Raw genomic sequence first — 13,963 nt, forward strand, 5'->3', positions numbered from 1 at the left:
ATGGTATTAATGGGAAACTACTGAATATACACTATTCTACACACTTCTAATACAAGTTGAAATTTATAAACGAATAGTCACGATAATTACTCAGCAGTCGGTACATCATTACTATCAATAACATCATACAACAAATGTGTCTCAGGTGCCTCTGCTGCAATAACTGGTGCTTGTTGGGCCAATTTAGCTGCAGCTTGGGCATCAGTTTGATCACTATAGATTGTCATCAGATTTTCCCCTGCTTTTACAGGTGCGCCAATTTTCTTATCCAAAATGAAACCAACGCCAGCAGTACTTCCTAATTGTTGTTGCAACTGAGCTAGCTGGGCCATATCCCAAGCGGCAATGTAGCCTGTTTGCGGTGCACGCACCATGGTTTTATTAGGCGCAGCAGGTAATAACTCTGGTTTGCTAATAAAATCCAGATTAGCCTTTTGTGCTGTGAGCCAATCCTTAAACTTAGCTAAAGCTTGCCCATTTTCCAAGCTTGCCGTTAGCTGTGTGCGCGCGTCAGCAGCAGTACCTTGATAGCCACCTAATAAAGCTAGCTGGGCGCCTAAAGAAAGTGCCAATTCACGTAAATCAGCAGGTCCATGTCCCTGCAGTGTTTCCACTACTTCGCGAATTTCCCAACTGGCACCAATCGCTGCGCCAACCGGTTGATTTAAATCCGAAATCACAGCTAATGTTCGCCGGCCGACCTCTGATCCTACAGTCACTACCTGCTGCGCTAATTGCCGCGCCTGATTTAAATTCAAACCGTGATTTCCAGTCTTGATATCTAAAACCAATGCATCTGCGCCTGCAGCAATAGGTAAACTTAACAGCCGACTAGTCATCAATGCAGATAAAGTTGCTGTACCAGTTTCTACTTCCAACTTAGTTAATTGTTGCTGTAAAGGTGCCAGTTCACTGACAGGAGTAGCTGCTACCAGCCCTACTTGCTGCAATGTTGTAACAAATTCATTTGCCGATAAATTAATTTTTAATTCCGGCACCGCTGCCAATTTCTTCAATAAGGTTGTTGATTGTTTTAACGGCGCCATCATTTGAAAAATCGGAATGCCTAAACTTGCAACCAGCGGAAGCACAACTAAAGCTGTTTTATCTCCTAAGCCACCAGTTGATAGACAAGCGACTTTAACTCCTGGCAACTGGCTTAAATCATAAATACCGCCTGAATAAGCCAGTGCCATGGTTAAATCCGTTAATTCTGTGGTACTAGACATTTCATGATCATTAAACGTATCCAAAAAAGCACCAATTTGCGCTACAGACATTTTTTTAGTCACCATTGCTTTGGTGATGAATTTAATTTCTGCTGTGGTTAACTTTTCAGCGCGGCGCCGTTTATTAATTAAATCAATTAACTGCAATGACATGATCCTTCCTTTCTAACCTACCATTAACAAATTTATAGCCGCATGTTATCCTGTTTGCAGTATAACATTTTCAACCAATAATTTCCGCTCCTTACTTATCAGTATTCAAAAATAAGCGTATACTAGCATATATACTTATGTCGAATATCATGAGTGAGCAGTTTTGTTACGAGAGGAAGGATTAGTTTCAATGCTTGAAAAAACATTTTATAAAACACTTTTTAGCCATTCATTCAACATCCCAGTTAAAGTAAACTATTGGGATGGTAAAAGTGCTGTCTATGGTGATGGCGAACCGGAAATCACTATTACCATGAATGATGAGATTCCGATGAAAGCTATCTTAAACAATGCGTCATTAGCACTTGGTGAAGCTTACATGGATGGTAAAATTGAAGTGACTGGTGCACCCAACAGCATTCAAAAGTTACTGACATCTGCTTATGAGAATGCAGACAGTTTTATGCGTAATAACAAATACATCCGCTTCTTGCCTAAGCAATCACACAATGAAAAACACAGCAAACAAGATGTACAAAGCCATTATGATGTCGGCAATGATTTTTACCAATTATGGCTAGATGCCACCATGACTTATTCTTGCGCTTACTTCAAATCCCCTGATGATACACTAGAACAAGCACAGATGAATAAAGTGCATCACATTATTCATAAGCTCGATCCACAAGCTGGTCGTACATTACTTGATATTGGTTGTGGCTGGGGAACTTTGATGTTAACTGCAGCCGAAGAATATGGCCTTAAAGTAACCGGCATTACGTTAAGTCAAGAACAATATGATTATGTAAAACAACAAATTTCGGAGCGCCATTTAGAAGACGTCGCCGATATCCAATTGACTGATTACCGTGAGTTAAAACATGAACCATTTGATTACGCCACATCTGTGGGAATGTTCGAGCACGTTGGTAAAGAAAACTTAGCTTTATATTTTAATACAGTTGCTAAATACTTAAAAGATGACGGTGTTGCGCTTATTCATGGCATTACCCGGCAGCAAGGTGGCGCTACTAATGCTTGGCTGACTAAGTACATTTTCCCTGGTGGCTATGTACCTGGTTTAGTAGAAAACTTACAGCACATCATCGATTCTGGACTACAAGTTGCCGACGTTGAACCTTTACGGCGTCACTACCAGCACACACTTGAAATTTGGGATAAAAACTTTAACCAGCAACGTGAAAAGGTCGCAAAATTACAGGACGAACGTTTTATCCGGATGTGGGATCTTTATCTACAGGCTGCCGCAGCTTCATTCGAATCCGGCAACATTGATGTGATGCAATATTTAATTTCTAAAGGTGCCTCTGCAAAGTACTTGCCGATGACCCGGGATTATATTTACGAAAAAGAACTCAACGATAAAGCTTAGTCATTAACGATTAAGTAAAAATACGGCTGTAGAGCTAAAAAACACGAGGTAATTCACAAATGAATTACCTCGCGTTTTTGTCTATTAATTAAAAGCAACTGATTGACAGTATGCCACCACTCAATTCTCACATTAATATCTTCTTGTTGACACAGTGAATTTTGACTTGCTATTTAGCAACAAACGCCCTACACTAAGCCTTATTTTTCTGGTATTTTGTGGCTAATGCTAAGGTACGTTCTGCCATAATCGATTGTGAATCTGCCACCGGATATTGATGGTTAGGTGCTAACTCCTGCGCAAGCGATAGCTCTGTGCAACCTAAAATAATCACATCCACTTTAAGCTGTTGCATCATATCTGCCAATATTTCATGATAAAGCGGTGCATCGACAGCACCCCGTTCTTCTTTAATCGACTTATAAATCAACCGATTGATTTTTTCTTGAATGGCTGGAGTGGGATCAACTTCATCAAGACCGGCTTGGTAAATGTATTGCTGATAAACACCACTAGAAATTGTTCCCTCAGTTGCCGCAAGTCCAACCCGCTTAGCCCGTGGATAATGTTGCTTTAATGACTTAACCGTTTCTTGTGGCATGTTTAAAAACGGAACATCACTAGCTGCTGCCAACTGATCATAAAAATAATGTGCTGTATTACAAACCATTACCATAAAATCTGGTTTAAGCAAATTTTGCTGTTTAACGTCTGCCAATAAATCAGGTAAAAAATTAGGTTGACTGTGATCTAGCAAATAGCTTGTCCGGTCCGGAACCGTCGCATGGTTAACCAAAATGTAATTTAAGTAATCTTGATCACGTTTGGCAGGTGTTCGTTGGTTTAAAATTCGAATAAAACTTTCAGTGGCCATGGTACCCATACCACCTAGAATGGAAAAGAAGTGTCGCATTACATGTCCCCCTTATTTTCTTTGAAATAAGATTTGAACCGGCCATTGTAAAGGTAAAACGCATATTTTTGTAAAGCATAACGTTTAAGGTTAAAGTCTTGCTTAAAGAAAACTGTTGTGCCAAAGCGTTTTGCAGCTAATAACTCTAACGCACGTTTTTTATCTGCATTATTCTGGGCATAAGTTTTAAAGACCTTTACTGGTACCCCAAGCCATAATTGATGCCGCTTGGGATCTTGATTACCATAAACAGTCGGTTTGTCCTTTAAAGTACCGGTAATATAATCTTCCACAGGATATTGAGCTAAATTATAACCATTTAAAGTGACAAAAAAGCTACTGCGTCCTTGCCGCAAATTGATTTCAAATAATTTAAAGGTTTTGTCGCGCCGATCATATTTCATATCAAAATTGCAATAACCTGTATAATGGATGGCTTCTAAGAAATGTTGAATTTGCTGGTAAACTTTTTGATTATATTCTGGCAAAATTGCGACATAATTGCCGATATCAGCTGGTGTTGGATCTTCTAATAGTGGGTGGCCTAAACACATCAATTTAACCTGATGATGCTGGTCAACATAGCAATTCAACGTCCGCATATTGCTATCGTCGCCAGGAATGAAATCTTGTAGAATCAAATCCGCCGTGTAGCCATTATCATAGATCTTAGCCACAATGTCATCAAATTCTGCCCGGCTTTTAATCCGAAAGGCTTTTTTACGGCCAGCAAATTTAATTTCTAACCATTCCACCGCATCTGAAGGCTTTAGTGCCACTGGAAAGTCATACGGCACCTCAATGTTAGCCACACCATTTTGGTAATCTGCTTTAGTAATAATTTTAGTTGCTGGGTGTGGCAGCTGATATTGATCCGCAATTTTATAAAAAGCTTCTTTACTAATTAATTTTTGCACTAATGTATAATCAATATAAGGCACGACAAAAGTTTTTTGTAAAAATGATTTATGCTTGGATACTAATTCAACGTATCCATCACCACAGGCAATTAAGATTGCTTTTTTATTCAAATTTTTATAGCGCTTAGCAATTTTAGTCATATTTTCAATGAAGCCTGGATCTTCATTGAAACCAGGAAAAGTTTCGACGTCGACAATTTTACTATATTTAGTTGGTGCAAATTGAACACTTGCATAAGCTGTGGACTTTACCCCATACCGCTCATAAAATGCCCGTGCCATACCATAAACATTAATATCGCTTCCCAAAAGTACCGGGATAAAATTTACTTCTTTCTCCATATTATGCTTGCAACCCTCTCACTATTTCTTTTGCAATTACCATATCTGTCGGATAAGGCGTATCAACGCCCTTGATTTTTTGAAAGGCATCATCGCCTTTACCAGCTAAAACAACAATATCATTTGGCCCAGCACTTGCAATTGCAGCCTGAATCGCCTTTTTACGGTCAATTTCGATAGTCACGGCCACTTTATCATGATCAATGTGTGCGTCAATTTCTTGCGCAATCTTTAATGGGCTTTCAAAACCAGGATCATCTGCCGTTAAAAAAGCTTGATCAGCATATTGCGTTAGTGCTTTGCCAAAACCAGCTCGCCTTGAAACACCTTTATTACCTGGACTTCCTACAACAACAATTACCTTTGCATGCGGCTGTTGACCTTCTAAAAAACTTAATAAGGCCTTCATGCTGGCATAATTATGAGCATAATCAACGTATAAAGTACCGTGTTGCTCAGTTTTTAAAGATTCCATCCGACCAGGCACCCATGCCTTTGCTAACCCAGCTTTTATTTCATCCTTTTTAGCACCACCTAAACCAGCTGTCAGTGCCGCTGCTACCGCGTTGCTTTCATTAAACGTGCCTGGGAGTTGCAACTGATATTGACCATCAATAGCCAATTGGCGGGCCTTATCGGTCCGTGAATACAACATGAATCGACTAGCCGTTAAATCTGCTTCTTGACTTTGATAGCGAAAGTCAATGGTTGGAATCGGTGCTGTCGGTTGAAAATCGCGCCGTGCAAATAAATAAATATCTTGTGGTTGACTGGTACCATGCGCAACTTGATAGATTTCATTTAGATGTTTGGTTTGTGCATTAATGACACAAATCCGGGAATTAACTAACAACTGAGATTTACAATGTAAATAATCTGCGAAATTTGGATGCTCATTTGGCCCGATATGATCTGGTGTAATATTTAAAAAAACACCGACATCAAATTTTAGACCATAAACCCGATTTTTTTTGTAAGCTTGCGAGGATACTTCCATCACTAGATGCGTCATACCAGAATCAACTGCAACCCGCATATCATGAAATAAATCTAGTGATTCCGGTGTTGTTAAATGTGATTTAAATTCCTGTTGCGGTTTTGGTCCTACAATCCGATCAATCGTCGAAAATAAAGCAGTCTGATTACTTGTCGCCTGCTTTAAAACTTGATGAGTAAAATAACTCGACGTTGTCTTACCTTTAGTTCCTGTATAAGCGATGATAAATAACTGGTTTTGGGGAAAACCATAAAAAGCCGCACTGATCAGCGCCATCGCCTTTTGAATGTTCCGGACAATAAAAGCAGCCATACCAGTACCAACCGCAATTTCACTCTCAGCCATATAAGCTCGTGCACCTTTTTTTTGTGCCGCCGTTAAATAGGCTGGTTTAAACGCACCTTTGCAGAAAAATAGCGAAGCGGTAGTACTTTTACGCGAATCATACGCAATTGCACTCACTTGTGGTGGAACGGTTGGGGGTAATATGGTTTTAATCAATAAATGATGTTCATTAAGTAAGTTAATGATTTCAGCAAATTGTAATTGCATATGATCAACTGCCTCTTTCTCATTGATAATTAATAAATTCATGTGCCTAAAATAACGCTAATTTCTGAAATTGCCTTTTAATTATAGCACAATCGTTTTGTTACTAAACCAAGAAAAACGGTCTCCGCCACCAGTTAAGTTTAAGGTTAAAATAGACTACTTAACTGTGCCTTAAATAGATCAAAACCGCTTAATTTAGTCACTGCAGCTTGCGTCTTTATTGTCGTTTTTTTAGGTTGCTGCCCCGGCAAATAGTGTACAGTGTCTGGTAACTTTAATTTAGCGTACCCCACTTTAGTTCCTGCTTTGACTGGTGCAGCTAATGAGGCGTTCGCATATAAATGATAATTAAGTTTCGGCCCTGTTTGAGCTTTAGGTAACCAGACGCCAACTGCTTTAGCTAAACCAACTTTAACGCGGCGCTGCGTACCATATTTTACAGCTAATTGGTCCCTTTTACCTGGCAAACTCCCCTTAGCAACTTGATGATAATTTTGTCGTTCATAAACTTGATTCATCATTTTAGCTGTTTCAGTAAAACGCGCTTTTTCATCAGTATCGCCCTGATTAGCGTGCATGACCACACTAATGATTCGCCGACCGTGCTTTTTAACAGTACCAGTAAAACAAGCTCCAGCTAGTTCAGTGGTCCCAGTTTTCAGTCCATCAACAGGCAGCTTTGCGTCCGCTGCGGCCTCCCCAGGAAGCATAAAATTCCAAGTTTTTAACGTTGTCGCCGTACTTGTACCGCTAGCAAAGGGCAAACTACTTTTTTTAGTGGTCTTTAACACATTAGGAAATGCCTTAAGTAGATGTTGCGCAACAATAGCCATATCTTGTGCAGAAAGCTTATTTTCGTCATTTTCCTTCGAACCCGGGTAAATCTGTCCATCTAAATAACTATTATTCAAGCCACTAGTATTGACAATTTCTGCATGTTTAATCCCCCACGACTTTAATTGTTGCCGCATTTGATCAACAGCAGCGGTTTGTGACCCTGCAAAAGCATCACCTAATAACATGGCTGCTGAATTTGCCGATTGAATTAAAGCGGCATGGTATAAATCACGTACTGTATAATGCCCATCCTTTTTTAAAGGAACATTAGTTAATTCTGTATCTTTAGTGAGCTCATAAGCCAAATTGGTTACTGGCACTTGAGTATCCCAATTGATCTTACCCTGTTTAACAGCCTTTAACGTCATGTATACCGTCAATAATTTTGTCATCGAGCCAATGGGCAAAACTTTATCACTTGCTTGATCAAATAAAATTTGACCACTTTGTGCATCAACCACTAAACCAGCTTTAGCGTCAATCGTATCCGCAGCTAAAGCTGGAACTTGCCCTAAAGTACCAAACACTAAACTGATAATCAACGTTAACTGGATAACAATTTTTTTAAACATAAAACTCCTCTTATTCTGCTAATTGCTGTGGTGAATGGTGCTTAACTAACTTTGTCCCATGCTTTTTAGGCAAGCGAATAATGAAACTAGTTAATTTTTGTTCCGACGTGGCGTAAATTTCTCCACCATGCAAAGCGACAATACTTTGCGCGATTGCTAAACCTAGCCCGGTGCCGCCAGTTGCTTTAGAACGTGATTCTTCAACCCGGTAAAAGCGCTCAAACAGTTGATTTAATGCTGATTTAGGAATTGGCTTACCATCATTGGCGACTTTAATAATCACCTCTTGGCCATGGGCAATAGCAGATAAATAAATGTGATGCCCGCCAGCGCCATATTTTAACGCATTACCGATTAAATTATTAAATACACGGCTGAGCTTTTCGGCATCTGCAGTCATCATTAACGGATCAGGCCGGTAAGTAACACTAATTTGCATCTGTTTTTTCTTGGCCTCTAGTTCAAAGCTTGCTGCAACCTGCTCTAACATTTGTCCCATATCTAATTTTGTAATTGTGAGCGGTGTTGTCGTTTGCCGCACTTTAGTGTACTCAAATAAATCTTCCACTAAACTCTGCATTTGCCGAGCTTTTTCAAAGGCAATGTGGGCGTACTGTAACACTTGTTTATGCTCTTTAAATTGATGATCTTCAATTAAGCCTAAATAGCCAATAATCGATGTTAACGGTGTCCGAATATCGTGGCTGACATTGGTAATCAACTCATCCTTTGAGTTTTCGATTTTACGTTCTTCATTCATCGATTGTACCGTTGAATCAACTAACGCATTGATACTTAAAATCACCCGTTGGAGATCGCCACTTAATTTAAACGGAATCCGATGCTCAAAATGTCCATCGGCGATATAATGAAGTTCTGCAATGACATGGCTTAACTGCATTTGGTGATAACGCCGGATCAGCCGCCAATAAACCACTGCAGCATCAAATACCAGCATGAAAAAGGTGAAGACATTCTGCCAACTCATTAAATGAAAATCGCCAGGTCCAATGGTAATCGCATTTTTAATTTGAAAAATCCCGTCATTTAGCGCTTGATTATTTTGAATGGCTTGATTAGCAATTACAATTACTGATAAATTTAATAATAATAATAAAATCACAGTCACAACGCCTTCAATAAACAAGGCGCTTTTTTCACGACCGGTTAATTTCAATTTAGTTTCCGCCTCCATTAGCAATCCTAATGTGACTCAACTTTGTAGCCGACACCCCAAACTGTTTGAATCACCTTTTCGCCATCGGTGGCTTCTTCAATCTTGTCACGTAAATGACTAACATGAACCATGACAGTTTTTGCCGACACAATACTTTCTTGGCGCCAAACTCGCTCAAAAATTTCATCTGCGGAAAAAACCCGATTAGGATGGCTGGCCAATAAGTATAAAATGCCAAATTCCAATGCCGTTAGTTGAATTTGTTGACCCGCAATGGTGGTTACTTCATGTGAGTCTTTTTTAATTTCTAACGGTCCAACTTCTAAGACATCGGGCGTATCATCGGTAACTTGCTGCTGACTACGACGTAATAGTGACTTAACGCGTGCCATTACTTCTAATGGATTAAACGGTTTAGCCACATAATCGTCCGCACCACTGATCAGCCCTTGGATTTTATCCATATCTGCTGTTTTTGCCGATAACATTAAAATCGGAATCTGAGAATCTTTTCGCACTTCACGAACGACTTCCATCCCATCCATGTTAGGCATCATTATGTCTAAAATCATTAAAGCTATATCAGGATTAGTCGCTAATTTTGTGATTGCTTCTTTTCCATCGTAAGCTTTAATCGCTTCATAACCTTCGTTTTGAATGTAAATGCTCAATAGTTCAACAATATCCTTATCGTCATCAACGACTAAAATTTTCATCAGTCTACCTCCACTAATTATTTAGGTAAATGGCTCCTTACGAGATATAACCCGAAATTGTTGCCGATTTTAAAACAAATACTGAATACTAGCAACTTCTCAATGCTCACAATAACCTGTAACAATGTTATTGCAGGCTAACACAGGTCAACTGTTCTTAGTGTAGCAAAATAAACTTGATTTTTCTTTAAATTCCCTAGAAAATCGTAAGAAAAACCGATCAATTTTCAGCAAATTAATTATCAGCCATAACATTAACTGAACAAAAATCCTTGCTGTGCCGGTTGCTAATTGGAAAAACAAATTTTATTGCTTAAATAAATAGTACACGATAATTATATAAAAACTTAATGGTTATCGCTTGACTAATTGACAATTCGTTTTATAATTGGACTATACCAATAAAACGCAATCTTTTTAAAAAAGGGGCTAATATGATGAAGGTAACGATTGTTAAAGACTCAGTTGAAGGCAGTCAAAAAGCAACTGAACTAGTACTAAAAGCAGTTAAAAACGGTGCAAAAGTTTTAGGCCTAGCAACTGGTAGCACACCAGAAGGACTATATAAAAATTTAGTTAACAGTGACGTTGATTTCACAAAAATGGTGTCAGTTAACTTAGATGAATACGTTGGTTTAGCACCTGAAAATGACCAAAGTTACCATTATTTCATGGCTAAGCATCTCTTTGACGCAAAACCATTTTCTAAAAGTTATGTTCCTAATGGGTTGGCAAAAGATGCTGCCACTGAGGTTGCACGCTACAATAAAATCATTGCTGACAATCCAATTGATCTACAAATCTTAGGTCTCGGTCGCAACGGCCATATTGGATTCAATGAACCTGGTTCTCCATTTGATGGCCAGACCCGTAAAGTGGCGTTAACTGAATCTACTATTGAAGCAAATTCTCGTAACTTTGCTCATGAAACAGACGTACCTAAATATGCCTATTCAATGGGAATTGGTTCAATTATGAAATCACATCACATTATTTTAATGGCCTGGGGTAAAGAAAAAGCCGATGCTGTCAAGGCCATGATTGAAGGCCCAGTTACTGAAGATTGCCCGGCTAGCATTTTACAAAAGAAACACAACGTGACGATCATTATCGATCAAGCGGCTGCAGCCAAATTAGATAAACAATATTAAGCCACACATTATTTTATAAAAGTTCAAAAATGCGTACCTGCGACATTATTATGTTGTTACTTGTGGACTAGCCACTAACAAATAATTATCGCTTGGTGCGCATTTTAATATTCAATAATAGATTAATCCTAAAATTAAATGGCTAATAGCCAATAAATTGTTGCTGCAGACGGTTAGCCTTTGTCGTAAATGCCGCTTCGTCTAAATTCACGAGCTTGCCTTCTTTAACCACTACTTTACCATTCACAATGGTATAAGCAACTGGCCCAGGAAACCCTACTGTCCCTAGCAATGCTTTAGGATCTTGCAACGTACCAACCAAAGCTAAATCACGCGTATCTAACATAAAGAGATCCCCTGCCTTACCAACTGACAACGATCCCAGATCTGATCTCCCTAATAGTTTTGCACTACCACGCGTTGCCATTTTCAAAAATTGGTAACCTGTAGGTGCCTGATTACTATATTTCAATCGTTGCAACAAAAAGCCAACTCGTAAGTCTTCTAGCAAGTTAGAAGCATCATTACTGGCGCTACCATCAACCCCCAACCCAACTGGAATTCCCAATTTAAGCATCTGTGCAACTTGACAGATGCCAGAAGCTAATTTCATATTCGAAATTGGGCAGTGAGCAACCCCAGTTTGCGTTTTTGCAAGATGAGCGAGTTCTTCTTGATTAAAGTGAATGCCATGTGCATACCAGACATCGGGACCAGTCCACCCCAATGTTGCCATATATGCTAAGGGCCGCATGCCAAAGTGAGTTTGAACAAATGTTTCTTCATCCTTAGTTTCAGCTAAATGTGTGTGTAGCCGCACGTGATAGCTTCTAGCTAAATCGGCTGTTTCGCGCATCAATGTCCCAGAGACACTGAATGGCGAGCACGGTGCCAAAACAATTTGTCGCATTGAAAACTGGCTAGGATCATGAAATTGTTGAATTAACCGTTCAGAATCCTTTAAAATTGTCGTAACATCTTGGACTACACTATCCGGTGGCAAACCACCATCCTTCTCGCTTAAGCTCATACTACCACGAGCCGCATGCAAGCGAATCCCCAATTGTTCAGCCGCATCAAACTCAGCTTCTAATAAACCTGTCTCTGCTTTTTTGGGAAAAACATAGTGGTGGTCAAAAGCAGTGGTACAGCCACTTTTTAATAGCTCACCTAATCCAGTTACAGCACTGTCATACATCACTTCTTGATCTAGATTTTGCCACATACCATAAAGCGTTTTTAGCCAATCAAATAATTCCATGTTTTGAACTTCAGGTAAATTACGTGTAAATATTTGGTATAAATGGTGATGAGCGTTGACGAGTCCTGGATAAACTAAATGATGACTGGCATCTATGGTTTGATCAGCCTGTTTTGCTTCAGGTCCAATATAAGCAATCACACCATTTTTAATCAGCAAATTGACCTGTTTTAATACCCGGTCCTGATCATCGCAAGTGATCACTGCCTTTGCGTTTTTGAGCAATAAAGTTGGCAAAGTTACACCTCCTTAAAAATGCATTGCTTAATTAGCTGCTGCTGTTACTTTTTTAGAATCTGGGAAAATTAAATTCGCAATAATTCCGACTAATGTAGTTGCAGCAATACTATCTTCAAAAATAAACCGCAGCCAAGTTGGTAAACCAGCAATGGCGTCTGCATGGCCAGCTAAACCAATCCCCAGTGCAAACGTAATCCCTAATACCATGGTGTTACGCCCATTGAAGCCTGCCTGTGCTAACATTTTAACCCCATTAATCATAATCATCGCAAAAACAGAAATCAAAGCACCACCTAAAACTGGTTCTGGAATCGAAGCAAAAACAGAACCTAATTTAGGTAAGAAACCACAGACTACTAACACAATTGCACCTAAACTGATACACCATTTATTGATCACTTTAGTCATTGATACAATTCCTACGTTTTGACCAAAAGCCGTATTCGGCATTGCACCGAACAAAGAAGCAACCGCACAGCCGATCGCGTCAGCCAAAACTGAACCAGAGGTCTCCTTTTCTGTCGCTTCACGATCAAAAACGGCAACAGTGATCCCAGATGTATTGCCAATTGTTTCCATGGAGACTGTGATGTAAATAATTAAAAAGCTAATGGCAGTTTTTAAGTTAAACGTCGGCATAAAATGAAGTGGTAGTGGCACCGTAGCCCAAGAAGCACTGCCAACAGCACTTAAATCAACCTTGCCAAAGGCTAACGCAATGAAGTAGCCAATAATGAGACCGAATAATAATGCCGCGGTTTTAACCACACCTTTACCCAAACGCTGCAATAAAATAACAATTAAAAAGGTGGAAAAAGCGATGGTTAAATTTTGCCATGAGCCATAATCTTTTGCACCAGCACCGCCCGCAAAATAATCACGACCAACGCCTAACAAATTGATACCAATTGCAATTAACGTACTGCCAATTACTAATGGGGTGAAGAAACGTTTAAGGTGCTTATAAAATAAACCAATGATTCCTTCACCTAAACTACCAATTAAGGAACCGCCCAAAACGGCTGGGATCCCACCAGCCAGTGCTGCTGCAGAAGCAGTTGGCACAAAGGCAAAGCTGGTCCCCATAACAATCGGTAGTCCTGAACCAATCTGTAAACGACCAATTTTAATTGGGTATAACTGCAAAAAAGTCGCCAAACCAGAAATTAGCATGCCAGCTTGAATCATGACAACCGTGTCATGCGGACTCGCCTTTGCAATTGTCGCAATAATTAACATTGGCGCTAAGTTACCCGCAAACATGGCTAAAACGTGTTGCAATCCTAGCGGAAAAGCAATTGAGAATTTAGGTCGTCCATCTAGTTGGTAAAGCATGTCCTCATCTGTGATAGTCGTTTTTTCCTTTTGATTTGTAGATTTCATAAGACTTCTCCATTTCTTTGCACTTGACCTAACTGACAATCAACTAGTTAGCTTCAATATTATTTTTATACTTTGGCAGATTGCAAGAAATAACTTGAACAAATTTAGTAACGCAGATTACGCAAAA

11 protein-coding genes are annotated in these 13,963 nt (G+C 39.4%); 2 read left to right on the top strand and 9 right to left on the bottom strand.

Annotation, left to right across the window (positions count from 1 at the left end; all coding sequences use genetic code 11):
• Nucleotides 1-86: 86 nt before the first annotated feature.
• Nucleotides 87-1,382, bottom strand: a complete 1,296-nt coding sequence (locus FC24_RS07125; RefSeq protein ID WP_235807340.1) for a pyrimidine-nucleoside phosphorylase — start codon at nucleotides 1,380-1,382, stop codon at nucleotides 87-89.
• 190 nt (nucleotides 1,383-1,572) lie between these two features.
• Here FC24_RS07125 and FC24_RS07130 point away from each other — a divergent pair, with 190 nt between their 5' ends.
• Complete coding sequence (locus FC24_RS07130) at nucleotides 1,573-2,775, top strand: SAM-dependent methyltransferase (protein ID WP_057874202.1); 1,203 nt, start codon at nucleotides 1,573-1,575, stop codon at nucleotides 2,773-2,775.
• Nucleotides 2,776-2,968: 193 nt separating this feature from the next.
• Here FC24_RS07130 and FC24_RS07135 read toward each other — a convergent pair whose 3' ends face one another.
• The 6 genes from FC24_RS07135 to croR all read right to left on the bottom strand — a co-directional run bounded on the left by FC24_RS07135 (nucleotide 2,969) and on the right by croR (nucleotide 9,801).
• Nucleotides 2,969-3,688 (bottom strand): amino acid racemase, encoded by a 720-nt coding sequence (locus FC24_RS07135; protein WP_057874203.1) that lies wholly within the window; start codon nucleotides 3,686-3,688, stop codon nucleotides 2,969-2,971.
• Complete coding sequence (locus FC24_RS07140) at nucleotides 3,688-4,950, bottom strand: carboxylate--amine ligase (protein WP_057874204.1); 1,263 nt, start codon at nucleotides 4,948-4,950, stop codon at nucleotides 3,688-3,690. The genes FC24_RS07135 and FC24_RS07140 overlap by 1 nt, the downstream gene beginning before the upstream one ends.
• A 1-nt stretch (nucleotide 4,951) precedes the next feature.
• A complete protein-coding gene (locus FC24_RS07145) occupies nucleotides 4,952-6,499 on the bottom strand; it encodes a UDP-N-acetylmuramoyl-L-alanyl-D-glutamate--2,6-diaminopimelate ligase (protein ID WP_057874205.1) in 1,548 nt (515 codons plus the stop codon).
• A 146-nt stretch (nucleotides 6,500-6,645) separates the two neighbouring features.
• Complete coding sequence (locus FC24_RS07150; RefSeq protein ID WP_057874206.1) at nucleotides 6,646-7,908, bottom strand: serine hydrolase; 1,263 nt, start codon at nucleotides 7,906-7,908, stop codon at nucleotides 6,646-6,648.
• A gap of 10 nt (nucleotides 7,909-7,918) precedes the next feature.
• Complete coding sequence (locus tag FC24_RS07155) at nucleotides 7,919-9,085, bottom strand: sensor histidine kinase (protein WP_057874207.1); 1,167 nt, start codon at nucleotides 9,083-9,085, stop codon at nucleotides 7,919-7,921.
• A gap of 26 nt (nucleotides 9,086-9,111) precedes the next feature.
• Nucleotides 9,112-9,801, bottom strand: a complete 690-nt coding sequence (gene croR / locus FC24_RS07160) for a response regulator transcription factor CroR (RefSeq protein ID WP_057874208.1) — start codon at nucleotides 9,799-9,801, stop codon at nucleotides 9,112-9,114.
• A gap of 437 nt (nucleotides 9,802-10,238) precedes the next feature.
• Here croR and FC24_RS07165 point away from each other — a divergent pair, with 437 nt between their 5' ends.
• Nucleotides 10,239-10,952, top strand: coding sequence for a glucosamine-6-phosphate deaminase (locus FC24_RS07165; protein WP_057874209.1), 714 nt, complete (start codon nucleotides 10,239-10,241; stop codon nucleotides 10,950-10,952).
• A 142-nt stretch (nucleotides 10,953-11,094) separates the two neighbouring features.
• On the opposite strand, the gene FC24_RS07170 is transcribed toward FC24_RS07165, so the two are convergent.
• Both FC24_RS07170 and FC24_RS07175 read right to left on the bottom strand, forming a co-directional pair.
• Entirely contained in the window at nucleotides 11,095-12,450 is a 1,356-nt protein-coding gene (locus tag FC24_RS07170; protein WP_057874210.1) for an 8-oxoguanine deaminase, read from the bottom strand.
• Between the two features lie 27 nt (nucleotides 12,451-12,477).
• On the bottom strand, nucleotides 12,478-13,836 hold the full coding sequence (locus FC24_RS07175; protein ID WP_057874211.1) for a uracil-xanthine permease family protein: 1,359 nt from the start codon (nucleotides 13,834-13,836) through the stop codon (nucleotides 12,478-12,480).
• Nucleotides 13,837-13,963: the final 127 nt, after the last annotated feature.

It is taken from the genome of Loigolactobacillus rennini DSM 20253, assembly GCF_001436505.1.
Classification (GTDB): Bacteria; Bacillota; Bacilli; order Lactobacillales; family Lactobacillaceae; genus Loigolactobacillus; species Loigolactobacillus rennini.